At 69.6% G+C, this 22,870-nt stretch carries 22 protein-coding genes and 1 pseudogene; 17 read left to right on the plus strand and 6 right to left on the minus strand.

What is annotated here, in order from left to right; all coding sequences use genetic code 11:
- Positions 1-90: 90 nt before the first annotated feature.
- Positions 91-477, minus strand: a complete 387-nt coding sequence (locus ACFVXA_RS18915) for a VOC family protein (protein ID WP_362015489.1) — start codon at positions 475-477, stop codon at positions 91-93.
- A 70-nt stretch (positions 478-547) separates the two neighbouring features.
- Here ACFVXA_RS18915 and ACFVXA_RS18920 point away from each other — a divergent pair, with 70 nt between their 5' ends.
- Complete coding sequence (locus ACFVXA_RS18920) at positions 548-1,090, plus strand: GNAT family N-acetyltransferase (RefSeq protein WP_362015491.1); 543 nt, start codon at positions 548-550, stop codon at positions 1,088-1,090.
- A 63-nt stretch (positions 1,091-1,153) separates the two neighbouring features.
- On the opposite strand, the gene ACFVXA_RS18925 is transcribed toward ACFVXA_RS18920, so the two are convergent.
- Positions 1,154-1,837, minus strand: a complete 684-nt coding sequence (locus tag ACFVXA_RS18925; RefSeq protein ID WP_362015493.1) for a glycerophosphodiester phosphodiesterase family protein — start codon at positions 1,835-1,837, stop codon at positions 1,154-1,156.
- Positions 1,838-2,441: 604 nt separating this feature from the next.
- On the opposite strand from ACFVXA_RS18925, the pseudogene ACFVXA_RS18930 reads away from it, so the two are divergent.
- The 7 genes and pseudogenes from ACFVXA_RS18930 to ACFVXA_RS18960 all read left to right on the plus strand — a co-directional run.
- Positions 2,442-2,825, plus strand: a pseudogene (locus tag ACFVXA_RS18930) (alpha/beta hydrolase); the annotation flags it as partial.
- Complete coding sequence (locus ACFVXA_RS18935) at positions 2,802-3,458, plus strand: alpha/beta hydrolase fold domain-containing protein (protein WP_390025726.1); 657 nt, start codon at positions 2,802-2,804, stop codon at positions 3,456-3,458. The pseudogene ACFVXA_RS18930 and the gene ACFVXA_RS18935, both read left to right, overlap by 24 nt.
- An 81-nt stretch (positions 3,459-3,539) precedes the next feature.
- A complete protein-coding gene (locus tag ACFVXA_RS18940) occupies positions 3,540-4,937 on the plus strand; it encodes a DUF6421 family protein (RefSeq protein WP_383735574.1) in 1,398 nt (465 codons plus the stop codon).
- Between the two features lie 32 nt (positions 4,938-4,969).
- The gene (locus tag ACFVXA_RS18945) at positions 4,970-5,719 is read left to right on the plus strand and encodes an SDR family NAD(P)-dependent oxidoreductase (protein ID WP_362015503.1); all 750 of its coding nucleotides are present in this window, start codon (positions 4,970-4,972) and stop codon (positions 5,717-5,719) included.
- Positions 5,716-6,789 (plus strand): low specificity L-threonine aldolase, encoded by a 1,074-nt coding sequence (locus ACFVXA_RS18950; RefSeq protein ID WP_362015506.1) that lies wholly within the window; start codon positions 5,716-5,718, stop codon positions 6,787-6,789. The genes ACFVXA_RS18945 and ACFVXA_RS18950 overlap by 4 nt, the downstream gene beginning before the upstream one ends.
- A 97-nt stretch (positions 6,790-6,886) precedes the next feature.
- Positions 6,887-7,480 (plus strand): transglutaminase domain-containing protein, encoded by a 594-nt coding sequence (locus ACFVXA_RS18955; RefSeq protein WP_390025690.1) that lies wholly within the window; start codon positions 6,887-6,889, stop codon positions 7,478-7,480.
- Positions 7,481-7,502: 22 nt separating this feature from the next.
- Positions 7,503-8,195, plus strand: coding sequence for a B3/4 domain-containing protein (locus tag ACFVXA_RS18960; RefSeq protein ID WP_383904699.1), 693 nt, complete (start codon positions 7,503-7,505; stop codon positions 8,193-8,195).
- Between the two features lie 102 nt (positions 8,196-8,297).
- Here the strand turns inward: ACFVXA_RS18960 and ACFVXA_RS18965 are convergent, their stop codons facing one another.
- Both ACFVXA_RS18965 and ACFVXA_RS18970 read right to left on the minus strand, forming a co-directional pair.
- Positions 8,298-9,029, minus strand: coding sequence for a lysophospholipid acyltransferase family protein (locus ACFVXA_RS18965; RefSeq protein WP_362015511.1), 732 nt, complete (start codon positions 9,027-9,029; stop codon positions 8,298-8,300).
- A 187-nt stretch (positions 9,030-9,216) separates the two neighbouring features.
- Positions 9,217-9,633, minus strand: a complete 417-nt coding sequence (locus ACFVXA_RS18970) for a DUF4395 domain-containing protein (protein WP_389752906.1) — start codon at positions 9,631-9,633, stop codon at positions 9,217-9,219.
- A 75-nt stretch (positions 9,634-9,708) separates the two neighbouring features.
- Between ACFVXA_RS18970 and ACFVXA_RS18975 the strand changes: the two genes are divergently transcribed.
- The 5 genes from ACFVXA_RS18975 (at position 9,709) to ACFVXA_RS18995 (ending at position 14,557) form a co-directional block, all read left to right on the plus strand.
- Positions 9,709-10,122 (plus strand): thioredoxin family protein, encoded by a 414-nt coding sequence (locus ACFVXA_RS18975; protein WP_362015963.1) that lies wholly within the window; start codon positions 9,709-9,711, stop codon positions 10,120-10,122.
- 242 nt (positions 10,123-10,364) lie between these two features.
- On the plus strand, positions 10,365-10,874 hold the full coding sequence (locus ACFVXA_RS18980; protein WP_362015517.1) for a flavin reductase family protein: 510 nt from the start codon (positions 10,365-10,367) through the stop codon (positions 10,872-10,874).
- Between the two features lie 226 nt (positions 10,875-11,100).
- The gene (locus tag ACFVXA_RS18985) at positions 11,101-11,886 is read left to right on the plus strand and encodes an electron transfer flavoprotein subunit beta/FixA family protein (RefSeq protein WP_390025692.1); all 786 of its coding nucleotides are present in this window, start codon (positions 11,101-11,103) and stop codon (positions 11,884-11,886) included.
- 54 nt (positions 11,887-11,940) lie between these two features.
- Positions 11,941-12,903, plus strand: a complete 963-nt coding sequence (locus ACFVXA_RS18990) for an electron transfer flavoprotein subunit alpha/FixB family protein (protein WP_383735562.1) — start codon at positions 11,941-11,943, stop codon at positions 12,901-12,903.
- Positions 12,904-13,252: 349 nt separating this feature from the next.
- Entirely contained in the window at positions 13,253-14,557 is a 1,305-nt protein-coding gene (locus ACFVXA_RS18995; protein ID WP_384020633.1) for a DUF6986 family protein, read from the plus strand.
- 461 nt (positions 14,558-15,018) lie between these two features.
- Here the strand turns inward: ACFVXA_RS18995 and ACFVXA_RS19000 are convergent, their stop codons facing one another.
- Positions 15,019-16,083, minus strand: coding sequence for a LacI family DNA-binding transcriptional regulator (locus ACFVXA_RS19000; protein ID WP_383735558.1), 1,065 nt, complete (start codon positions 16,081-16,083; stop codon positions 15,019-15,021).
- A 256-nt stretch (positions 16,084-16,339) separates the two neighbouring features.
- Between ACFVXA_RS19000 and ACFVXA_RS19005 the strand changes: the two genes are divergently transcribed.
- On the plus strand, positions 16,340-17,299 hold the full coding sequence (locus ACFVXA_RS19005) for an ROK family protein (RefSeq protein WP_389463979.1): 960 nt from the start codon (positions 16,340-16,342) through the stop codon (positions 17,297-17,299).
- 29 nt (positions 17,300-17,328) lie between these two features.
- Here ACFVXA_RS19005 and ACFVXA_RS19010 read toward each other — a convergent pair whose 3' ends face one another.
- Positions 17,329-19,377, minus strand: coding sequence for an NPCBM/NEW2 domain-containing protein (locus ACFVXA_RS19010; RefSeq protein WP_390025694.1), 2,049 nt, complete (start codon positions 19,375-19,377; stop codon positions 17,329-17,331).
- Between the two features lie 267 nt (positions 19,378-19,644).
- Here ACFVXA_RS19010 and ACFVXA_RS19015 point away from each other — a divergent pair, with 267 nt between their 5' ends.
- Genes ACFVXA_RS19015 through ACFVXA_RS19025 form a run of 3 tightly spaced genes read left to right on the plus strand, consistent with a single transcriptional unit; the run spans position 19,645 to position 22,767 of the window.
- Positions 19,645-20,913: an ABC transporter substrate-binding protein gene (locus tag ACFVXA_RS19015; protein ID WP_390025696.1), complete on the plus strand. Its 1,269-nt coding sequence runs from the start codon at positions 19,645-19,647 to the stop codon at positions 20,911-20,913.
- A gap of 19 nt (positions 20,914-20,932) precedes the next feature.
- A complete protein-coding gene (locus ACFVXA_RS19020; protein ID WP_390025698.1) occupies positions 20,933-21,847 on the plus strand; it encodes a carbohydrate ABC transporter permease in 915 nt (304 codons plus the stop codon).
- Positions 21,844-22,767, plus strand: a complete 924-nt coding sequence (locus tag ACFVXA_RS19025; RefSeq protein ID WP_362015539.1) for a carbohydrate ABC transporter permease — start codon at positions 21,844-21,846, stop codon at positions 22,765-22,767. The genes ACFVXA_RS19020 and ACFVXA_RS19025 overlap by 4 nt, the downstream gene beginning before the upstream one ends.
- Positions 22,768-22,870 lie beyond the last annotated feature (103 nt).

Here is a 22,870-nt window from a genome sequence, read left to right on the forward strand (position 1 = left end):
CGGAGTTCAGATATGTCCGCGGGGTTGTCCGAAGGCGCACCCGGCGGAGGATGTCCGAGGCGGTACGCGGCGCGGGGGCGGACGCATCCCTCAGGGCCGGTAGCGCAGCGGATGATCCTCCGGGACCTCCACGACCACGATCTCCGTCCCGTCCGGATCCGCGAGCCACATCTCGATCAGCCCCCACGGCTCCTTCACCGGCGGCCGCAGCACCTCGACACCGGCGGCCGTCAGCTCCTCGTACGCCGCGGAAGCGTCCGCGACCTGGAGCCACAGCTTGAGCGCGGGGGAGGGCGGCGTCTCGCAGCGCCCGGCGACCTCCAGGAAGCCGCCGCCGAGGAAGTACACGGTCCCGCGCTCGGGGCCCGTACCGAACTCGCGGTAGACGTCGAGGCCCAGCTGCTCCCCGTAGAAACGGCGCGAGCGCTCCGGGTCGGTGGGTCGCAAGAGGGTCCGGCTGCTCAGTACATGCACCATGCAGCCGCACCCTAGAGGAGGGTTAGGCTCGTCGGTGCCCGAGCCGCGCCACTGAACGGAGAACCGCTCCATGGACACCGCCGCCGCCACCGGACTGACCTTCCGCGACGCCACCGACAGCGACGTGGACGCCTTGGTCGCGCTGATCGAGTCGGCCTACCGCGGGGACTCCAGCCGGACCGGCTGGACCACGGAGGCGGACATCCTCGACGGACAGCGGACCGACCCGGAGGGCGTGCTCGCCGTCATCAAGTCCCCCGACAGCCGGCTGCTGACCGTCGAGCGGGACGGTGCGGTCATCGCCTGCTGCCAGCTCGAGCACCGCGGCGCCCACGCCTACTTCGGCATGTTCGCGGTCAGCCCCACCCTCCAGGGCGGCGGCCTCGGCAAGGTGATCATCGCGGAGGCCGAGCGGACGGCCCGCGAGACCTGGGGCGCCACGGAGATGCACATGACCGTGATCTCCGTACGCGACGACCTCATCGCCTGGTACGAGCGGCGCGGCTACCGCCGTACGGGAAAGATGACGCCGTTCCCGTACGGCGACGAGCGCTTCGGCATTCCGCAGCGCGACGACCTGCAGTTCGAACTGCTGGTCAAGCCCCTGGCGTGACGCCCGCGCGGTGCGGGGCCCTTGCTGTGGCGCTCACGTGGTGCGGCGCGCCGCGTGTGGTTTTCACGCGGTGAAGCGGCCGGTGCGCTTGATCTCGGGGTAGTCGGTGGTCGCGCCGTCCAGCTCCAGGGCACGCACCAGCCGCAGCTGGCCCAGAGTGTTCACCACCCAGCCGATGATCCGCAGGTCGGCCTTGCGGGCCTGCTCGACGACCTCCAGGGTCAGCCTGCGGATGTTGAGGCAGACGGTCCCGGCGCCGGCTTCGGTGGCGCGCTCCACGACATCGACTCCGTACCGGCTCGCGATCAGCGCGGTGCGGACGCCCGGCACCAGCCGGGCGACCTCGGCGATCGCCTCGTCGTGGAACGACGACACTTCCACCCGCCCGACCAGATCCCGCTGGTGCATGACCTCCGCCAGCGCCCTGGCCGCGGCCAGATCCTTGATCTCGGCCTGCAACGGCGTCGTGACGGCGTCCAGGACCTCCTCGAAGACGGGCACGCGCTCACCGCGCCCAGCGTCCAGCGCGCGCAGCTCGGAGAGCGTCTTCTCGGCGATCGGCCCCGAACCGTCGGTCGTACGGTCCACTTCGGCGTCGTGCATGACGACGAGGGCGCCGTCCTTGCTCAGGTGCAGATCGAGTTCGATCAGGTCGAGGCCCGCCTGCTGGGCGGCGACGAAGGAACGGAGGGTGTTCTCGGGCTCGACACCCATCACTCCGCGGTGACCGATGGTGAGGAAGTTCAAGATGCGACTCGCTTCCGTCGACGGCGGCTCGGCTCGCGCGTGGTGGTCCGACCGGGGCGTCCACGCGGCAAGGCCGCAGCCTAATGGCCCCCGTCTGCGATGTACCCGCTCGTACGCGGGTCAATGGCGGCGCCGGGCAAGGGGAGACCCGCCTCGGGACCCCGTGACGGGTCACTCTGGGGTGGGCGAGTCCTGGGCCGGTTGACCGAGGGCCACGACTCTTGCCCCTTGGCAGCCTGATGGCTAGTCATATTCCTGTTCCGGCAAGGAAGTTCACCCGCTCGCCTTGGAGAGTGCCGCGATGCCCATCGAACCCGCGCCCGACGTCCTCGCCCTCATCGACGCCATCCGGGCCCACTTCCCGGACCTCGGGGGAGCCGTCACCGACGCGGCCGAGGCCCGCCGCATCCTCGCCGCCGCACCGGAGTGGCCTTTCGAGCCGCCGACCGTGGGCTCGGTCGAGGACCGGGCGATAGCGGGGCCGACGGGCGCCCCGGACATTCCCCTGCGGATCTATCGACCGACGTCGGACCTCCATCGACCGACGTCGGACCTCCATCCACCGATGTCGGACCTCTCTCCACCGGCGTCGGACCCGAACCCCGGCCCGGAGCCGACGCCGGAGCCGACGCGGTCACCCCTACCCCGCCCCACCGTCGTCTTCTTCCACGGCGGCGGCTGGGTCATCGGCGGCCTGGACACCCACGACCCCATCGCGCGTGCCCTGTGCCGGGACGCCGGCGCGGTCGTCGTGTCGGTCGACTACCGGCTCGCACCCGAGGCCCGATTCCCCGCGGCCGTCGACGACGCGTACGCCGCGGTGTGCTGGGCCGCCGAGCACGTCGGCGAACTGGGCGGGGATCCGGGCGCGTTGGTGGTCGCGGGCGACAGCGCCGGCGGAACCCTCGCGGCCGTCGCCGCACTGATCGCCCGCGACCGGGGCGGCCCCGCGCTCGCGCTGCAGGTGCTCGTCTACCCGGCGACCGACGTCCGCCCACGGCAGCGGGGCGGGGCACCTCACCAGGACGCATCCGGCGCTGGCGCATCCGGTGGAGGGGCGTCCGGTGGAGGGGCGTCCGGTGGAGGGGCGTCCGGCGGCAGTGCATCCGGTGGAAGCGCGTCCGGTGGAGGGCCGTCCGGCACCAGTGCATCCGGTGGAGGCTCGTCCGGCAGCGGCGCATCCGGCGGAGGTCCCTCCGGCACCAGCGCATCCGGCGGAGGCCCCTCCGGCACCGGCACCTCCGGCCGGCAGGGCACCGGTTACTTCCTCACGGCGGCCCACGGCCGCTGGTTCGCCGAGCAGTACTTCGGCACCGACGGCGACCGGGCGCACCCGTATGCCTCGCCTCTCCTGGCCGATCCACACGGTCTGCCGCCCGCCCACATCGTCACCGCGGGGTTCGACCTCCTCTGCGAGGAGGGGCGGGCGTACGCCGTGAAGCTGAGCAAATCGGGTATATCGGTCACCGAGGGTCACTATCCGGCCATGTTCCACGGCTTCTTCGGCTTCCCCGAGCTCCTCGCGGACGCCCGTGCCGCCCAGCGGCGCGTAGCGGAAGTAATCGCCTCCACGGTGCCCGGCAGGAAAAAGAGCGGTGGAAGCGGGGGTTGTGCAGGATAATCTCCCGAGTCTCCTCTTGCGGGAAGGAACCTCGTTTACATACGGTGTCCATACGCGAGGTTCTCCAGTGGAGGATGGGACATGACGGAAATTCTTGTGCAGGCGGGTACGGAGGAGCGGGTTCCTCCCGTGGCCAGGGTGGTGGAGCACCCGGCATGGCCCGTGCTCAAGGATGCCGTGGAGGAGATCCGGCCCTGGCAGGCCAAGGACGGCTCCATCGACTTCGAGGCGGAGGGTGCCCCCGACGCGTCCGACGCCGAGCTGGCCGTGCGCCGTGCCATAGACGCGATCGAGCAGCTCGCCCCGCTGCTGCCGCACGACGCGGCGTACCACGAGGCGCTCGTGAAGGATCTGCGCCGCTGGGCCGACGGCGGCTTCCAGGTGCCCGACTTCCTCGACTCGCTGCTGGCCTTCCAGCCGGCCGCGCACCGCGAGGACGGCCTCCAGCACCTGGTCGTCTTCCCGATGTACACGCAGAACGGCAATCCGAACCGCAACGTCGAAGCGGTCGTCCTGCGCATGGTGTGGCCGGACTGGCTGGCCGAACTGGAGCGCACCCGCTACGACAATCCGCTCTTCTGCGGTATCCGTTTCGAGGACTTCACCGCGGGCTACGACACCAATTCGGCCGTGCTCTTCCCGGAGACCATCGCCGTGCGCGAGGCGCCCGAGCGCTTCTCCTGGGGCGGCATCTTCTGCGACCGCGAGGCGGCCCGCTTCCGCGCCGTCACCGACGCCGCCGTGGACACGCTGGGCCTGGAGCTGCCCGAGGACATCGCCGCCATGGTCCACGACCAGGAGCGCTGCGAGCAGGCCTTCGTGCTGTGGGACATGGTCCACGACCGCACCCACAGCCACGGCGACCTGCCGTTCGACCCGTTCATGATCAAGCAGCGCCAGCCGTTCTGGATGTACGGCCTGGAGGAGCTGCGCTGCGACCTCACCGCCTTCAAGGAGGCCGTGAAGCTGGAGGCCGACGGCTTCCCGCAGGGCCGTGACGTGCAGTACGCGGTGCTCTTCGACCGGATGTTCCGCTTCCCCGTCACCGGCGACCGCGTCCGCAACTACGACGGCCTCGGCGGCCAGCTCCTCTTCGCCTACCTGCACAAGCACGACGTCGTCCGCTGGACGGACAACAAGCTGCACATCGACTGGCAGCGTGCCCCGCAGGTCACCAACCAGCTCTGCGCCGAGATCGAGGACCTCTACCGGGCCGGCATCGACCGCCCCAAGCTCGTCCACTGGTTCAAGGCGTACGAGCTGGTCTCCACCTACCTCGCCCCGCACCCCGGCTCCCGCTGGGCCAAGGGTCCGGACGCCCTCGACCTGACCCAGCCCCCGCGCAAGCTCGTCGACGACGTGCTTCCGGACGAGTTTCCGCTGAGCATGTTCTATGAGGCGCTCTCCAAGAAGCTGAAGAACGTGATCGCCTCCACCAAGGGCATCACCGCGGCCGGCGCCGAGCGGGTCGCCGCGTGAGCGCCCGCGTCCAGGACGCTCAGGAGGCGAAGATGACGGGCAACGGAGCTCTCAGCGGTGCGGTGATCGCGGTGGCCGGCGCGGGTGGACCCGCCGGGCGCGCGACACTCGCCCGGCTCGCCGACGCGGGCGCGACCGTCGTCGGCTCGGACAACGACCCCGAGCGGCTCGCGGAGGCCGTGGACGCCGCCCGCTACGGGCACGGCGGCGCCACCGTCGTAGGCGACACGGTCGACCTGCTCGACCTGCAGTCGACCCGTGACTGGGCCACCCGCATCGAGAAGGACTTCGGCCGCGTCGACGGCCTGGTCCACCTCGTCGGCGGCTGGCGCGGCAGCGAGACCTTCACCAAGACGAGCCTCGACGACTGGGACTTCCTGGAGCTGCTGCTCATCCGCACCGTGCAGCACACCACCCTCGCCTTCCACGAGGCGTTGCAGCGCAGCGACCGCGGCCGGTACGTCCTGATCAGCGCGGAGGGCGCGAGCAAGCCCACCGCGGGCAACGCCGCCTACGCCGCGGGCAAGGCCGCCGCCGAGGCGTGGACGCTGGCCATGGCCGACTTCTTCCGCAAGGCCGGGGGCGCGGACGGTCCGACGTCCGCGGCTGCCATCCTGGTGGTCAAGGCACTGGTGCACGACGCCATGCGCGCCGAGCGCCCGAATGCGAAGTTCGCGGGCTTCACGGACGTCAAGGATCTGGCCGAGTCCATCGCCGGCGTCTGGGACCAGCCCGCCGGTGAAGTGAACGGAAAACGTCTGTGGCTGACCGAGAAGCCGTGAACCCTCCGAAGACCGACGCCCGGCGTCACCACGACCCGGCCGTCCGCGGCTTCGCCAGCGACAACTACGCGGGGACCCACCCCGAGGTGCTCGCCGCCGTGGCCCTGGCCAACGGCGGACACCAGGTCGCGTACGGCGAGGACGACTACACGGCGAATCTCCAGCAGATCATCCGCAGCCACTTCGGTGCCACGGCCGAGGCCTTCCCGGTCTTCAACGGCACCGGGGCGAACGTGGTCGCGCTCCAGGCGGTCACCGACCGCTGGGGCGCGGTGATCTGCGCGGAGAGCGCGCACATCAACGTGGACGAGGGCGGCGCGCCCGAGCGCATGGGCGGCCTCAAGCTGCTCACGGTTCCCACGCCGGACGGGAAGCTCACCCCCGAGCTGATCGACCGGCAGGCGTACGGCTGGGACGACGAGCACCGCGCGATGCCGCAGGTCGTCTCGATCACCCAGAGCACCGAACTGGGCACCCTGTACACGCCAGAGGAGATCCGCGCGATCTGCGAGCACGCCCACGCGCACGGCATGAAGGTGCACCTGGACGGCTCCCGGATATCCAACGCCGCCGCCTCCCTGGACGTCCCGATGCGGACGTTCACCAACGCGGTCGGCGTCGACATCCTCTCCCTGGGCGGGACGAAGAACGGCGCGCTGTTCGGTGAGGCCGTCGTGGTCCTGAACCAGGACGCCGTCAGCCACATGAAGCATCTGCGCAAGCTGTCGATGCAGCTGGCCTCCAAGATGCGCTTCGTCTCCGTGCAGCTGGAGGCACTGCTCGCCAAGGACCTGTGGCTGCGCAACGCCCGGCACGCCAACGAGATGGCCCAGCGGCTCGCCGAGGGCGTCCGCGCGGTACACGGCGTGGAGATCCTCTACCCGGTCCAGGCCAACGCGGTCTTCGCGCGGCTGCCGCACGAGGTGAGCGAGCGGCTGCAGAAGCGTTACCGCTTCTACTTCTGGGACGAGGCCGCGGGCGACGTCCGCTGGATGTGCTCCTTCGACACGACCGAGGACGACGTCGACGGCTTCCTGGCGGCGCTCAAGGAAGAGATGGCCCACCACTAGCCCGAGTGGGACGGCAACCCAGGCACTTGTGCATAGATATACGGCCGACCGAAAAGTCATTGACGCTCGGTCGGTCGTATTCCTATGCTCTGCGGACATGGAGCTCATCCAGGAAACCCCTGACCTGTCCGCCTACTTGGCCGCCGACGAGGTCATCGACCATGAACACCCGGTCGTCCGGGAGGCGGCCGCGCACCTCGCCAAGGGTGTGGCGGATTCGTATGCCTATGCGCAAGCCGCGTACGAGTTCGTGCGCGACACCATTCCGCACTCGCAGGACGCCGGTGACCTCCGTGTCACCTGGCGCGCCTCCGACGTCCTGGAGTGGCGCACCGGCATCTGTCACGCCAAGGCGCACGCGCTGGCCGCGCTGCTGCGGGCCGAGGACATCCCGACCGCCCTCTGCTACCAGTCGCTGCTGCACGACGACGGAAGCGGGCGTGCCGTGCACGGCCTGGTCGCCGTCCGGTTCAACGGGGCCTGGCACCGACAGGACTGCCGTGGGAACAAGCCCGGCGTCGACGCCCGGTTCTCGCTCGACGGCGAGCGGCTGGCCTGGATCCCCGACCCGGAGTCCAGTGAGATGGACTACCCGGTGCTCTATGCTGAACCTCACCCGGCCGTTCTGCGCGCCCTCCAGGAGGCACCGGACCGGCCGTCCCTGTGGACGACGCTCCCCACCGCACTCTGAGGCAAGGCAGGCAAGGCGGACAATGACTCTCACGCTCACCGTGTCGGATGAGGTGCGCGCCCTCGCGCCCGGCTTCACCCACGTCGCCATCGAGGCGTACGGACTGGTCAACGGGCCCAGCACCGAAGCGACTTCGGCGCTGCTCGACGACGCGGCCCGCCGACTGGCCGTACGACTGGACGGCCGGCCTCCGCACGAGGACTCGCACATGGCGGCCTGGCGGGACGTCTACACCGCGTTCGGGTCCAAGCCCTCACGGACCCGCAACTCCGCTGAGGCGCTGGCCAAGCGCGCCCTCTCGGACGCCGGCCTGCCCCGGATCAATGTCCTCGTCGACGTCTACAACGCGATCAGCGTCGCCCATCTGATCCCGGTCGGCGGTGAGGACACCGCTCACATCCAGGGCGCGATGCGACTCGTACGCGCCACGGGCGCCGAGGACTTCGTGACCGTCGCGGGTGGCGAGAAGGTGGTCGAACATCCCGACGCGGGCGAGGTGGTGTGGTGCGACGACATGGGTGTGACCTGCCGCCGCTGGAACTGGCGCCAGGGCCCCCGCACCCGGCTCACCGAGGAATCCACCGCCGCGATCTTCCTGCTGGAAAGCCTGGCCCCCATGCCGGTCGCCGAGGTCGAGACCGCCGGCGCCGAACTCGCCGAGCTATTGGCGAAGTTCAGCCCCGGGGCTCAGCTCACCGTGCACGCCCCGGAGTGACGATTCGGCAGACCCGGCCGCGGCGGATACGACGATTCGGTGGACCGGAGTCGCGCCGGACGTGACGAATCGGCGGACCGGGGTCGCGCCGGACGTGAGGGCTCAGCGCCGGGCCTCTGCCGCCTTCACCTCTTCGGGGGTCGGGGCCGTGCCGCCGAGGTGGGCGGGCATCCACCAGGTGTCGTCCGCGCCCTTGGGGCGTACGGGATAGGCGCGCTGTGCGGCTTCCAGGAGCTCCTGGACGCGCCCGCGCAGCCGCCGTGTGATGGCGCCCGCGTACTGGTCCTGAGGCGCCTCCACCGGCTCGCCGACCCGGATGGTGACCGGGGTGTGGCTGCGCTTGAAGTTGCGCGGGTGGCCCTTGGTCCACAGCCGCTGGGTGCCCCACAGAGCCACCGGGATCAGCGGGACGCCGGCCTCCTGGGCCATGCGCGCGGCACCCGACTTGAAGCTCTTCAGCGTGAAGGACTGCGAGATGGTCGCCTCGGGGAAGACGCCGACGATCTCGCCGGAGCGCAGCGACTGCAGAGCGTGCGCGTACGCCGTCTCGCCCTGCGTGCGGTCCACCGGGATGTGCTTCATGCCCCGCATCAGCGGGCCGGAGATCTTGTGCCGGAAGACCGACTCCTTCGCCATGAAACGCACCAGGCGTTTTTGCGGCAGTGCGGCCAGACCGTCGAAGACGAAGTCCAGATAGCTGATGTGATTGCTGACCAGCACGGCACCGCCCGAGCGCGGAATGTTCTCCGACCCCTTGCAGTCGATCTTGAGGTCCCACGCTTTGAAAAGCAGTTGCGCGAAACCGACGACGGGACGGTAGACAAGCTCTGCCATGGACGGGGTGGACCCTTCTCTCTGCCTGGGAATGGGGTCTCCCGGCGGGAAAGTTACGCAGCCGTAGGTTTACGGCATTGCGCAGATCGTGCCCCAAGAACGGACGAGGGGCCAGTCCTGGTGCCGTGATCCGGCGAGATCCTTGTCACGTAACCCACTTGATCCACCTCGGGCTCTTAAGTCACCTTTACTCCGCCCGTACCGTGACGCGTCGTACGACCAGGTACAACTCGCATCCCAAGCAGTACCCGAACGCGGCATTGAGGAACGCGGCCGCGAGCGCGCAGCCGGTCGCCGCTAGCCCCAGCCACTGCGGCCCGGCCGTGTAGCCGATCAGCCCCACCACGGCGAACGCCAGCCCGACCGCCTGCGCGAACTGCGGCGGTTCGGGCGCCTCGAAGTCCTTCGGCGGCCCAAGTCGGGGGCGTACGGCCTTGCGGAACAGCCAGCCGTACGGGGAGCGCGTCACGCCACCCGCCGCGCCCAGCGCGAACGCCAGCGTCTGCCAGGCCAGCAGCCAGGGGCTCCCGGTGATCAGCACGACCGCCAGCGCCACGGTCGTCACGGCCGCTCCGAACCGCGGCCCCCTCACATCGATGTCCATGAACCAAGCATTCCGCACGAAGGCCGATTCCCGGCCCCGGGAATCTTTGCGGTCTCGTGAATGCTTGTGCAGATGATGACCGGACTTTTGGTGTGTGTGGCGGTGCTCGCGGTGGCGAGCGCGTACGGAGTGCTGCATCAGCGGCGGAGCGGGAGGGTGAGGGTGCGCGGGCGCGACGGCGGAAAGCGGCTCGGCGCGGCGGAGTTGGGGGAGGGGCTCGGCGAACGGGCCACGCTCGTCCAGTTCTCCAGCGCCTTCTGCGCTCCCTGCCGGGCGACGCGCAGGGTCCTCGGCGAGGTGGCCGAGATGGTGCCGGGCGTGTCCCATATCGAGATCGACGCCGAGGATCGCCTGGAGCTCGTGCGCGAACTCGACATCCTGAAGACGCCGACCGTGCTGGTGCTCGACGCGGAGGGACGGGTCGTCCGGCGCGCCACAGGTCAGCCGCGCAAGGCGGATGTGATCGCCGCGCTCGGAGAGGCCGTCTGACACGTGGCGATCATGGTGAGGCATCTCCCAGTTGCCAGGACGTACTTGACTGTGCACACCACCTATCGTCAGCCTGACCGTATGCCCCCGGAACTCCTTCTCTTCGAGCGTGTCCACGTGGACCTGGCCCGCACCGCGAGTGCGCGGTGTCCGGGCTGTTGAGCAGCCACGGACCCGCCCCCACTCGGCGGCTTTTTCCGAGCGGGGGGACCTCACGTCACTCCCCGCAGAAGGACAACTCCATGACGGCCACGCCCGATCTCCGTACCCCTCAGCTCGCCTCGCCGGACCTGCTGCGCTCCGTCTTCCGGCGGCACGCGGCCGGTGTCGCCGTGATCACGGCCCCTGGCGCCGGCGGTCCCGTCGGGTTCACCGCCACCTCCCTCACCTCGGTCTCCGCCGAGCCGCCGGTCGTCTCCTTCGGTATCGGCCTCGGCGCCTCCAGCTGGCCCGCGATCTCCGAGTCCGACCACATCGGCGTCCACATACTCGGCGAACACCAGCAGGAGCTGGCCGCCACCTTCGCCACGAGCGGCGCCGACCGCTTCGGCGCGCCCACCCGATGGCGTAAAGGGCCCGAAGGCGTTCCGGTCCTGGACGACGTCCTCGCCTGGCTGGTCTGCCGGGTCGTCGCGCGCGTGCCCGCCGGCGACCACCGCATCGTGCTGGCCGAGGTCGTCCTCGGCGACCCCTCGGGGGCGGGCCGCCCGCTCCTGTACCACCAGGGGCGCTTCAACGGCCTGCGCGACTGAAGCTCCCCGGCGGTGCGGGGCCTTCCTCCCCGGTCCTACTCGTCGGTTACGCAGCGTTGCCAAGGTCACAGTTCAAAGCGCTTGCTTAGTGGGCATTCAATGGGTGTACTGACGAGTAATATTTCGTTCGGAGCGCTGGCCGCCCCGACCGGGATCGGCCGCTTCAGGCGCCTATGCTGCCTGAAAGAAGGCAGCCCAGAAATGACGATGCAGTAGGAGAGCCGGCGTGAGCTTGAGGATCGTTGTCACTGTGAAGTACGTGCCCGACGCCACTGGCGACCGGCACTTCGCCGATGACCTGACCGTCGACCGTGACGACGTGGACGGTCTGCTCTCGGAGCTCGACGAATACGCGGTGGAGCAGGCGCTGCAGATCGCCGAGGACGCCGACGACGCCGAGATCACCGTGCTGACCGTCGGCCCCGAGGACGCCAAGGACGCGCTGCGCAAGGCGCTGTCCATGGGCGCGGACAAGGCCATCCACGTCGAGGACGACGACCTGCACGGCACCGACGCCATCGGCACCTCGCTGGTGCTGGCCAAGGCGATCGAGAAGGCCGGTTTCGACCTGGTCATCTCCGGCATGGCCTCCACCGACGGCACGGCCGGTATCGTTCCGGCGCTGCTGGCCGAGCGCCTGGGCGTCCCGCAGGTCACGCTGCTCTCCGAGGTCTCGGTCGCGGACGGCGTCGTCAAGGGCCGCCGTGACGGCGACACCGCCTCCGAGCAGCTCGAGGCCTCCCTCCCGGCCGTCGTGTCGGTCACCGACCAGTCGGGTGAGGCGCGTTACCCCTCCTTCAAGGGCATCATGGCCGCCAAGAAGAAGCCGGTGGAGTCCTGGGACCTGGAGGACCTGGAGATCGAGGCGGACGAGGTCGGCCTCGAGGGTGCCTGGACCAAGGTCGACTCCGCGGCCGAGCGCCCGGCGCGCACCGCCGGCACGATCGTCAAGGACGAGGGCGAGGGCGGCAAGCAGCTCGCTGAGTTCCTCGCGGGCCAGAAGTTCATCTAAGGCCCTTCTCGCTGACCGCCCCTCAGACTTCACACTTTGCAGGAGAGCAATCCCATGGCTGAAGTTCTCGTCTACGTCGACCACGTGGACGGTGCCGTCCGCAAGCCCACCCTGGAGCTGCTGACGCTGGCCCGCCGCATCGGCGAGCCCGTCGCCGTCGCCCTCGGCTCCGGTGCCGAGAACACCGCCGCCGCGCTCGCCGAGCACGGCGCGGTGAAGGTCCTCACGCATGACGCCGCCGAGTACGCCGACTACCTGGTCGTACCGAAGGTGGAAGCGCTGCAGGCCGCCTACGAGGCCGTCTCCCCGGCGGCCGTCCTCCTCCCGTCCTCCGCCGAGGCCAAGGAGATCGCCGCCCGTCTCGCCGTGCGCATCGGCGCCGGCATCATCACCGACGCCGTCGACCTGGAGGCAGGTGCGGAGGGTCCGGTGGCCACGCAGTCCGCGTTCGCCGCCTCCTTCACCACCAAGTCCCGTGTCTCCAAGGGCACCCCCGTCATCACGGTCAAGCCGAACTCGGCTCCCGTGGAGGCCGCCCCGGCCGCAGGCGCGGTCGAGGCGCTGTCCGTCTCCTTCTCGGAGAAGGCCACCGGCACCAAGGTCACCGCGCGCACCCCGCGCGAGTCGACCGGCCGCCCCGAGCTGACCGAGGCCGCGATCGTGGTCTCCGGCGGCCGTGGCGTCAACGGCGCCGAGAACTTCTCGATCATCGAGGGCCTCGCCGACTCCCTCGGCGCGGCCGTGGGTGCCTCGCGCGCGGCGGTCGACGCCGGCTGGTACCCGCACTCCAACCAGGTCGGCCAGACCGGTAAGTCCGTGTCCCCGCAGCTGTACATCGCCTCGGGCATCTCCGGCGCGATCCAGCACCGCGCCGGTATGCAGACGTCGAAGACGATCGTGGCGATCAACAAGGACGCCGAGGCCCCGATCTTCGACCTCGTCGACTACGGCGTGGTCGGCGACCTCTTCGAGGTCGTCCCGCAGCTCACCGACGAGATCAAGTCCCGCAAGGGCTGAGCGACTTCGCACTGCGAGGCCCCTGTGACCGTCCCGGTCGCAGGGGCCTCGCCCGCGTTCAGGGGCGCCCCGCGCAGGGGCACTGGCTCCGCACCCCAGGGCCGGCGTCGCCCGCACGATCAGAGGATCGATCGGGAAGTGCCCGTTCGAGGAGTACGTGTCGATCGGCCCCGCGTCAGGATGAGGGAGGGCGACCGCAGTGTGGAAGAAGGAACGGAGACGGGAGCGAACGCGCCGGGGCAACGGGGTGTCCCGCGATCCAAGAGGGTGTTGACCGGCGGGAAGTTCCCCAGATAACTTCATTCTACGGATTGTTGATTCCGTACTGCGGAAAAGTGGAGGGTGTGGGATGGGTCAGGGTCAGCAGGAGAAGGTGGCGACGAGCCTCGCGGGCGCCGTCAGCGAGGAGATCAGCGCCTCCCTCGCCCCGGTCGACGCCGAGCTGGAGCGCCGCTACCCCGGAGACCCCGGCACCCGGCAGCCCGTGCACACCGTGTACGTCCCCGGCGACGTGTTCGCCGCCGACACCATCCGCTCCTGGGGTGACCAGGCGCTCGCCGCCCTCGACCAGCACGCCCCGGACGCCGCCTCCTTCGCCGCCGTCCTCGGTCTCGGCGACGAGCTCGCCGGGCCCATCTACGACCGCGTACGGGCCAAGCTGGAGCGCGAACCCATCGAGGACCTGCGCGTCGACTTCGAGGACGGCTACGGCCCGCGCCCGGACGCCGAGGAGGACGAGGCGGCGGCGCGCGCGGCCCGGCTGATCGCGGAGGCGTACGAGAACGGCACGGCGGCTCCGTACATGGGCATCCGCATGAAGTGCATGGAGGCTCCGGTACGCGACCGCGGCATCCGCACCCTCGACATCTTCCTCACCGGCCTGATGGAGGCCGGCGGCCTGCCCGAGGGGCTCGTCCTGACGCTGCCGAAGGTGACGTACGCGGAGCAGGTCACCGCGATGGTCCGGCTCCTGGAGGAGTTCGAGAAGGCGCGCGGTCTGGAGCCCGGCCGGATCGGCTTCGAGATCCAGATCGAGACCAGCCAGTCCATCCTCGCCGCCGACGGCACCGCGACCGTCGCCCGCATGATCCAGGCCGCCGAGGGCCGTGCCACCGGTCTGCACTACGGCACCTTCGACTACAGCGCCTGCCTCGGCGTCTCCGCCGCCTACCAGGCCAGCGACCACCCCGCAGCCGACCACGCCAAGGCGATCATGCAGGTCGCCGCCGCCGGCACCGGGGTCCGTGTCTCCGACGGCTCCACCAACGTCCTGCCGATCGGCACGACCGAGAAGGTCCACGACGCCTGGCGCCTGCACTACGGCCTCACCCGCCGCGCCCTGGCCCGCGCCTACTACCAGGGCTGGGACATGCACCCCGGCCACATCCCCACCCGCTACGCGGCCGTCTTCGCCTTCTACCGCGAGGGCTTCGAGCAGGCCGCCGCCCGCCTCTCCCGCTACGCCAACCAGGCCGGCGGCGACGTCATGGACGAGCCCGCCACCGCCAAGGCCCTCAGCGGCTACCTCCTGCGCGGCCTGGACTGCGGCGCCCTGGACATCGCGGAGGTCGCCGGGGTCACGGGCCTGAAGCGGGCGGACCTGGAGGGCTTCGCGAGCCCGCGGCGGGGGGACCTGACGATCTCGGGCAAGTAGAAAGCGCCCCGTGGGGGGCGTGGCGCTGTGCCACTGTGTGGCTGGGAGGGGGCGCCCCGGTGATCACCGGGGAGCCCCCTCCTCGTACACCTTGCTCGGACAACCCCGCCGCGTGGGCGCGACCAGCCACCCGTGGCCCGCACTTTCACGACGCAACGACCGCCGACGGGACATCGTCGGGCGGCCGCCTGAGGAGTTCTGCGCTCGGGACCGCTTCGACGCGGGTGCGGACACCTCGTACTCCGCCATCTTGCGCGGGAGTTGGCGGGGGCGGACGGCGGAGCCGACGCCGAGCTCGGAGACCCGGCCCTCGAAATCCCGGAGTCTCAGGGGCAACAGCCGCTCCGCGTCCCGGAGTCCGGACTCCTTGGGCCATACGCCCGGACACCCCGACAGGTGATCGCGTGACGCCTCGGCGCGGCCGAGCGCTACGGGTGCACGAGGGCCCGGGCGCCCATGGGCTAGTCGTAGGGAGGCAGTTCTCCCGATCCGCGGGTGATCAGCCTTGTCGGGAGTTCGATGCGTTCCGGGGTGACGAGGGAGCCGTCGAGCTGGCGGAAGAGGCGTTCGGCGGCGGTGCGGCCGAGGGCGGCGGCGTCCTGGGCGACGACGGTCACGCCGGGCTGGAGGAGGTCGGCGAGTTCCAGGTCGTCGAAGCCGACGAGGGCAACGGGGCGGCCGCGTTCGGCGATGACGCGGACGACCGTGACGGTGACCCGGTTGTTGCCGGCGAAGACCGCGGTGACGGGTTCGGGGCCGGACAGCATGTCCTCGGCCGCCTTGCGCACCCGCTGCGGGTCGGTGACGCCGAGGGACATCCAGGCGTCCTCGACCGGTATGCCGGCGTCCTCCATGGCGGCGCGGTAGCCGCGCAGGCGCTCGGCGGCGGTGTGGATGCGGGGCATGTCGCCGATGAAGCCGATCCGGCGGTGGCCGTGCGCGATGAGATGGGCGACACCGTCGCGTGCACCGCCGAAGCTGTCCGACAGGACGACGTCGGCGTCGATCCTTCCGGCCGGGCGGTCCACGAACACCGTGGCGACGCCCGCCTTTATCTCGGGCTCCAGATAGCGGTGGTCGTCACCGGCCGGGATGATGACGAGTCCGTCCACGCGGCGCGCGCACAGGGCGAGGACCAGCTCCTGCTCGCGGTCCGGGTCCTCGGCGCTGGAACCGTTGATCAGCAGGGCGCCGTGTGCCCTGGCGACCTCCTCCACCGAGCGGCTCAGCGGCCCGTAGAAGGGGTCCGCGAGGTCCTCCAGGACGAGGCCGATGCTCGCGGTGCGGCCCTTGCGGAGCACCCGCGCGCTGTCGTTGCGGCGGAAGCCGAGGGCGTCGATGGCCTCCTGGACGCGGCGCTCGGTGTCCGGGGTGACCCCGGGCTCGCCGTTGACCACCCGCGAGACCGTCTTCAGGCCGACTCCGGCACGCGCCGCCACGTCCTTCATGGTCGGACGGTTTCCGTAGCGGTTCTCGGAGCGGCGGGCGGTCTCGGCCACGATGTGCTGTCCTGTCCTGTCGTCCACGGGATGCGTCGGTCCGTAGGGTTGTATGAGGATGTGGCGTCGAGCATAGAGCCTGGACAACGTTGTCAGATGCGGGAGAGACTGTCCACCGCAATCTCCGGCCTGCGCCTTCCCCCAAGGGCGCGTGGTCCCCGTCGACGCACGGCGCCTGCCTTGTGATGATCGACGGGGCTCAATCCTGCCCAGTCCCCGGCCGGGGACCCGGGCCCGCAGCGCGGCGGGCCCGTACGACACCGCCTTGGGAGATCTGACACTGATGCACACCGACCTCGTGGCCGCGCTCGACATCGGCGGCACCAAGATCGCCGGAGCGCTGGTGGACGGCCACGGCCGGATCCTGCTGCGCGCGCAGCGTGCGACGCCCGCGCAGGAGGACGGCGACACCGTGATGCGGGCCGTCGAGGACGTGATCAGCGAGCTGACGGTCTCCCCGCTGTGGAGCGGGGCGCGGACCGTGGGCATCGGCAGCGCGGGCCCGGTGGACGCCTCGGCGGGCACGGTGAGCCCGGTGAACGTGCCGGGCTGGCGCGAGTACCCGCTGGTCGAGCGGGTGCGCAAGGCCACCTCGGGGCTGCCCGTCGAGCTGATCGGCGATGGCGTGGCCATTACGGCGGCGGAGCACTGGCAGGGTGCCGCGCGCGGTCACGACAACGCGCTGTGCATGGTCGTGTCCACCGGTGTCGGCGGCGGACTCGTCCTCAACGGACAGCTGCACCCCGGCCCCACCGGCAACGCGGGCCACATCGGCCACATCAGCGTCGATCTGGACGGCGACCTCTGTCCGTGCGGCTCCCGCGGCTGCGTCGAGCGCATCGCGAGCGGCCCGAACATCGCGCGTCGCGCACTGGAGCGTGGCTGGCAGCCCGGTCCCGACGGCGACACCTCGGCCGCGGCGGTGGCCGAGGCCGCCCGCGCGGGCGACCCGGTGGCCGTGGCCTCCTTCGAACGGGCCGCGCAGGCGCTCGCGGCGGGCATCGCGGCGACCGCGACCCTCGTCGAGATCGACATCGCCGTCGTCGGCGGGGGCGTGGGCAAGGCGGGCGACGTCCTGTTCACGCCGCTGCGGGCCGCGCTGCGGGAGTACGCCACCTTGTCCTTCGTGCAGCGCCTGACCGTGGCGCCCGCGCTGATGGGCACGGACGCCGGTCTGGTCGGCGCGGCGGCGGCCGCGCTCAGCCGGAAGCCGAGCGCGACCGCCGCCGGGGTGAGTGGCTGAGGCCGACGGTTGTGGCCCCCTGTCCGGCTTCAGCAGCTGAGCTTCGCGTCCGCCCAGTCCGCGTGATCCGAGTTGATTCCGTCGCCGCCGTCGGTGACGACCAGCCGGACCACCTCGGCGCCGGTCACATCGGCCGAGATCGGCTGTGCCGGCATCGCGGTGGTGAGGACCCCGGTCGAGGCGACCTTGGTGCCGTCTGCCCAGATCTCGAAGGCGACGGTGCCATAGGCGTCCTTCTCGTCGTCGACACCGACGTCCGCGGTGACCGTCTCGCACGCCTTCCCGGTGTAGTACTCGACGGCGCTCTCGGCGTGCACGCCCAGCCCCTTGGCGTACACGACACCGCCGACAGTGATCGGATGACCGTCGCCCGCGCCGCTTTCACCGTTGCTGGTGTTGCGCTCGACCGGCCCCCAACCGTTGGTCGTCGACAGCCACGGCAGGTCACCGAGGTAGGAGCTTCCCGAGGGCGGTGCCACCACCACGGACGCCGCCAGCGGCAGAACGCTCTCGGCGCGTACGCCGGTCGGTGAGCGGTAGGCCGCCTTCAGTGTCAGGTCGTACGAACCCGTGGCCGTGCCCTTGGGTGCGGTGACCGTCCACCGCGTACGCAACGCCCTGCCCGTCGGCAGCGCGCCGCTGGTGGTCGGCGAGTTCGCCTCGACCTTCCAGCCCGCGGGCCCGGTCAGCGAGACGGCGACGCGCTGTGCCGGCGTACGGCCTCGGTCGGTCGCCGTCGACGTCAGCGACACCGCCTTGCCCGCCTCGACCAATGAGCCGCCGTCCAGGCCGAGTTCCACCGCCGGTGGGTTCTTGGCCCACCTGGTGTCGGCCGAGACCCGTACGAGGATGGTGTTGTGTGCGGGAACGGTCGCCGCGATGGTGCCCGCGGTGTTGTAGCTCCTGTGCCGCCACAGATCTCGCAGCGTGTACGCCTGCGCGGCGGGCAGTCCCACGGCCCGCGCGGTCGTGGCGATCCGCTGTGCGCTGCCCCTCTCGTTGAACAGCGCCACCGCCCTGCTGCCGTCCCTCATCTCCTTGGCGGCGACCCACCGGCCGCCTTCCGAGGAGAGCACCGCGCCCTGCTTGCCCAGCGGGTCCTGGTCGACCGCGATGACCTCCTTGTTGTCCAGGATGTCGAAGGTGGCCGCAGAGGCCTTGCGCAGGTCGGAGCCGATGAGCAGGGGTGCCGCCATGATCGACCACATCGAGAAGTGCGAGCGGTACTCGGTGTCGGTCATGCCGCCGTTGCCGACCTCCAGCATGTCCGGGTCGTTCCAGTGCCCCGGACCGGCGTACGGGGTGAGGGGCAGGTTCTGCTTGAGGATCGACAGCATCGAGCCCCAACTGTCGCTGATGTCCCCGGTCGTGCGCCACAGATGTCCGACGTCCGACGCCCATTGCCAGGGTTTGTTCTCCCCCCATTCGCAGAGGCTGTAGACGATCGGCCGCCCCGTCGCCTTCAGAGCGTCACGCATGGTCGTGTAGCGCAGCTTGGCGTCCACGCCCTGGTTGTTGCAGTTGTCGTACTTGAGGTAGTCGACTCCCCAGTCCGCGAACTGCCGGGCGTCGCTGTACTCGTGGCCGAGCGCGCCCGGGAACCCCGCGTCGTTGCAGGTCTTCGTGCCCGCGCTGGTGTAGATGCCGAGCTTGAGGCCCTTGGAGTGGACGTAGTCGGCGACTGCCTTGATTCCGCCAGGGAATCGCGCGGGGTCCGGCACCAACTTTCCGTTCGCGTCGCGTGCGGGCAGCGCCCAGCAGTCGTCGAGGTTGACGTACTGGTACCCCGCGTCCTTGAGTCCCTTCGCCACGAACAGGTCGGCGATGCCCTTGACCATGGCCTCGTTGAAGTCCGCGCCGCAACCGGTGGAGTTCCAGTTGTTGAAGCCCATCGGCGGAGTGAGCGCGAGGCCGTCGGCCAGGGCGGGGGAGGCCGGCTCATCGGCGGGAGCGGGGGAGGCCGGCTCGTCGGTGGGGGCGGCCAGGGCCGGCGCGGTGAGGCCGACCGTACACAACAGGGCCGCGGTGAGCGCTCCGAGGACTCTTCGGCGGGTCGTGCGGGTGTGAGGGTGACGCATCGTTACGTTCCTCCGAACACGCTAAAGGTGGGATGTCTTCATGCCCACGTCAACGGTGCGCGTTTACGGTAGGACCTGTCCAACTATGTTGGAAGAGAAGTGGTAACGGTTGTTCGATATCTCGTCGGAACCCTTGACGGCACTCCCACTTGGGAGTGAGATCCAAGCCTCGCGTTCGGTTGTGTTGGGTGGCACCCCGAGGAGGGGGACATGGCACAGTCATCGTCGAAAGGGCTTATCGTGCCCGGAGGCGTGTCAGGACATCGGATGTCCCGGCGAAATCTCTTGCGTGGTGCGGCCCTTGGGGCCGGCACGGTCACGCTTCCCGCCCTGCTCTCCGCCTGCGGCAACGGACCCGGTGGAAACAAGAACGAAGTCACCGTGGGGTCCAACGCCTCGGACCCGGTCCCCAAAAAGGCCTTCGCGGCGGCCTTCGCCGCGTACGAGAAGTCGTCCGGCAAGAAGGTCAAGGTCAACACCAAGGACCACAACGACTTCCAGGAGAACATCAACCGCTATCTCCAGGGCACGCCCGACGACGTCTTCATGTGGTTCGCCGGATATCGCATGCAGTATTTCGCGGAGAAGGGGCTCCTGCACGAGATCAGTGACGTGTGGAGCGGCTTCAGCGGATTCTCCGACGCGCTGAAGGAACAGTCCACGCACGCGGGCAAGCAGTACTTCGTGCCCTATTACTACTACCCGTGGGCCGTCTTCCACCGGAAGAGCCTCTTCCAGAGCAAGGGGTACCAACAGCCCAAGACCTGGGACGAGTTCATCGCGCTCGCCAAGAAGATGTCCAAGGACGGCACACCGGTCGCCTTCTGCGACAAGGACGGCTGGCCGGCGATGGGCACCTTCGACTACATCAACATGCGCCTGAACGGATACGACTTCCACAAGTCCCTGATGGCGGGCAAGGAGGCGTGGACCGACACCAAGGTCAAGAACGTCTTCGACACCTGGCGCGAACTCATGCCGTACTACCAGAAGGGCGCCCTCGGCCGCACCTGGGAGGAGGCCGGGCAGAGCCTCCAGCAACGCAAGACGGGCATGGCGGTCTTCGGAATGCCGCACCCCGGCACCCAGTTCCCCGCGAGTGAACGCGACGACATCGACTTCTTCGCCTTCCCCGAGATCGACCCGCAGTACGCGCAGGACGCCGTGGAGGCGCCCATCGACGGCTTCCTCGTCGCCAAGAAGTCGAAGAACCTCGACGGCGCCAAAGCCCTGCTGAAATGGCTCGGCACGCCCAAGGCCGAGGACACCTACCTCGCCCTCGACCCCAACAACGTGGCGGTCAACGACGGCGCCGACACCTCCCAATACACCGCCCTGCAGAAGAAATCGGCCCAGCTCGTCTCCGGCGCCAAACAGATCTCACAGTTCATGGACCGCGACACCCGGCCCGACTTCGCCTCGACCGTGATGATCAAGGCGATCCAGGACTTCATCGGAAATCCGAAGGACGTCGACGGTCTCTGCAACAGCATCGAACGACAGAAGAAGACCATCTTCTCGTCGCCCGTCGGCTGAACCTGGGGGAAGACGTTCCGTGGCGCTCACCAACCCGCGGCGCGCTGGACGACAGCGGCTGCGGCGGTTCACCCGCCGCGACGTCGTCGTCCTCGGCGTGCTCCTCGGCATCCCGATCCTGCTCGACATCGTCATCATCTGGGGCCCGACGCTGGCCTCCATCGGACTGTCCTTCACCTCCTGGGACGGCGTCGGCGACATCCACTGGGTCGGCGGCGACAACTACAAGAACATGGTCGAGAACTACCCGGTCTTCTGGCCGGCCGTCCGCCACAACGTCCTGTGGCTGCTGTTCCTCGGCCTGATCGCCACCCCGTTCGGGCTGTTCCTCGCGGTGCTCATCGACCGCGGCGTGCGCTTCAGCCGGTTCTACCAATCCGTGATCTACCTGCCGGTCGTGCTCTCGCTCGCCATCGTCGGCTTCATCGCCCAGCTGATCCTGGGCACCGACCAGGGCGTCGTCAACACGATCCTGAACAACCACGACAACCCGATCGACTGGCTCGGCGACTCGCACCTCAACCTCTGGATGATGATGATCGCGGCGAGCTGGCGGCACACGGGCTACGTCATGATCCTCTACCTCGCCGGGCTCAAGTCCGTCGACCCGCAGCTGAAGGAAGCCGCCGCGATCGACGGTGCCAACGAGCGGCAGACGTTCTTCCGCGTCGTCTTCCCGACCCTGCGCCCGGTCAACGTCATCGTCGGCGTGATCACGGTCATCGAGGCGCTGCGCGCCTTCGACATCGTCTACGCGGTCAACAAGGGCCGCAACGGCCTGGAACTTCTCTCGGTCCTCATCACGGACAACATCGTCGGCGAGGCCAGCCGCATCGGATTCGGCTCCGCGATCGCGGTCGTCCTGCTCACCGTCTCTCTGGGGTTCATCGTGACGTTCCTGGTCCAAGAGCTGCGAGGTGCGCGCGACCGATGACAGCAGATCTCCGCGCCGGCGCGCCCACGCGACGGGCCGCCACCCCCGTCGACGCTCCCAAGCCCCGAGCTCGACGCGGTCGTTGGGGGGTGCACATCTTCCTGATGGGCGTCTCCCTGGCCTTCCTCGCGCCCCTCCTGCTCGCCGTCTACGCCTCACTGCGCCCGTACGAGGACACGGCACAGCACGGCTACTTCTCGTTCCCCGAGCACCTGTCCTTCGGGTACTACCGCCGGGCCTACACCGAGTCCGGCATGGGCAAGTACTTCACCAACACGCTGCTGATCGCCGTACCCGGCGTACTGATCACCCTCTTCCTGGCCTCCTTCGTCGCCTTCGCGGTCTCCCGCCTGAAACTGCGCGGCGGCCTGGTCCTGCTGATGTTCTTCACGGCGGGCAATCTGCTGCCCCAACAGGTGATCGTCACCCCGCTGTACGTCCTGTTCAACAAGGTCCCGCTGCCGTGGTGGATGTCCGACTCGCTCACGATGTACGACTCCTACTGGGCCGTCATCATCGTCAACATCGGCTTCCAGCTGGGCTTCTGCGTCTTCGTGCTGGCCAACTTCATGCGCACGCTGCCGCAGGAGATCCTGGAGGCGGCCATCGTCGACGGTGCGGGCGTCTGGGCCCAGTTCTGGCGCATCACGCTCCCGCTGTGCCGCCCCGCCCTGGCGGCCCTGGCCACGCTCGAGTTCACCTGGATCTACAACGACTTCCTCTGGGCCCTGATCTTCATCTCCAACCCCGACAAGCTCCCGATCACGTCATCGCTGAACAACCTCCGCGGCCAGTTCTTCACCGACTACAACCTGCTGGCCGCGGGCTCGGTACTGGTGGCCCTGCCCACCATCCTGGTGTTCCTCCTGCTCCAGCGGCACTTCATCGCGGGGCTGACGCTGGGGTCGACGAAGGGGTGAGGGGAGCGAAACCGAACCCCGAGAGAGAATCCAAGGTGCCGCGCGGTCGGCGGAGCGCGTGAAGCGCCAGGAGAACCGGGACGAATTCGCGGAGATCAACAGC

It is taken from the genome of Streptomyces sp. NPDC058246 (assembly GCF_042881985.1).
Classification (GTDB): domain Bacteria; phylum Actinomycetota; class Actinomycetes; order Streptomycetales; family Streptomycetaceae; genus Streptomyces.

What these genes read in the sequence shown, in the direction of transcription:
- ACFVXA_RS18915 (WP_362015489.1), bottom strand. Translation starts at nt 477, where the DNA reads ATGGTGCATGTACTGAGCAGCCGGACCCTCTTGCGACCCACCGACCCG.
- ACFVXA_RS18920 (WP_362015491.1), top strand. Translation starts at nt 548, where the DNA reads ATGGACACCGCCGCCGCCACCGGACTGACCTTCCGCGACGCCACCGAC.
- ACFVXA_RS18940 (WP_383735574.1), top strand. Translation starts at nt 3,540, where the DNA reads ATGACGGAAATTCTTGTGCAGGCGGGTACGGAGGAGCGGGTTCCTCCC.
- ACFVXA_RS18945 (WP_362015503.1), top strand. Translation starts at nt 4,970, where the DNA reads ATGACGGGCAACGGAGCTCTCAGCGGTGCGGTGATCGCGGTGGCCGGC.
- ACFVXA_RS18955 (WP_390025690.1), top strand. Translation starts at nt 6,887, where the DNA reads ATGGAGCTCATCCAGGAAACCCCTGACCTGTCCGCCTACTTGGCCGCC.
- ACFVXA_RS18960 (WP_383904699.1), top strand. Translation starts at nt 7,503, where the DNA reads ATGACTCTCACGCTCACCGTGTCGGATGAGGTGCGCGCCCTCGCGCCC.
- ACFVXA_RS18965 (WP_362015511.1), bottom strand. Translation starts at nt 9,029, where the DNA reads ATGGCAGAGCTTGTCTACCGTCCCGTCGTCGGTTTCGCGCAACTGCTT.
- ACFVXA_RS18970 (WP_389752906.1), bottom strand. Translation starts at nt 9,633, where the DNA reads ATGGACATCGATGTGAGGGGGCCGCGGTTCGGAGCGGCCGTGACGACC.
- ACFVXA_RS18975 (WP_362015963.1), top strand. Translation starts at nt 9,709, where the DNA reads ATGACCGGACTTTTGGTGTGTGTGGCGGTGCTCGCGGTGGCGAGCGCG.
- ACFVXA_RS18980 (WP_362015517.1), top strand. Translation starts at nt 10,365, where the DNA reads ATGACGGCCACGCCCGATCTCCGTACCCCTCAGCTCGCCTCGCCGGAC.
- ACFVXA_RS18990 (WP_383735562.1), top strand. Translation starts at nt 11,941, where the DNA reads ATGGCTGAAGTTCTCGTCTACGTCGACCACGTGGACGGTGCCGTCCGC.
- ACFVXA_RS18995 (WP_384020633.1), top strand. Translation starts at nt 13,253, where the DNA reads ATGGGTCAGGGTCAGCAGGAGAAGGTGGCGACGAGCCTCGCGGGCGCC.
- ACFVXA_RS19005 (WP_389463979.1), top strand. Translation starts at nt 16,340, where the DNA reads ATGCACACCGACCTCGTGGCCGCGCTCGACATCGGCGGCACCAAGATC.
- ACFVXA_RS19010 (WP_390025694.1), bottom strand. Translation starts at nt 19,377, where the DNA reads ATGCGTCACCCTCACACCCGCACGACCCGCCGAAGAGTCCTCGGAGCG.
- ACFVXA_RS19015 (WP_390025696.1), top strand. Translation starts at nt 19,645, where the DNA reads ATGTCCCGGCGAAATCTCTTGCGTGGTGCGGCCCTTGGGGCCGGCACG.
- ACFVXA_RS19025 (WP_362015539.1), top strand. Translation starts at nt 21,844, where the DNA reads ATGACAGCAGATCTCCGCGCCGGCGCGCCCACGCGACGGGCCGCCACC.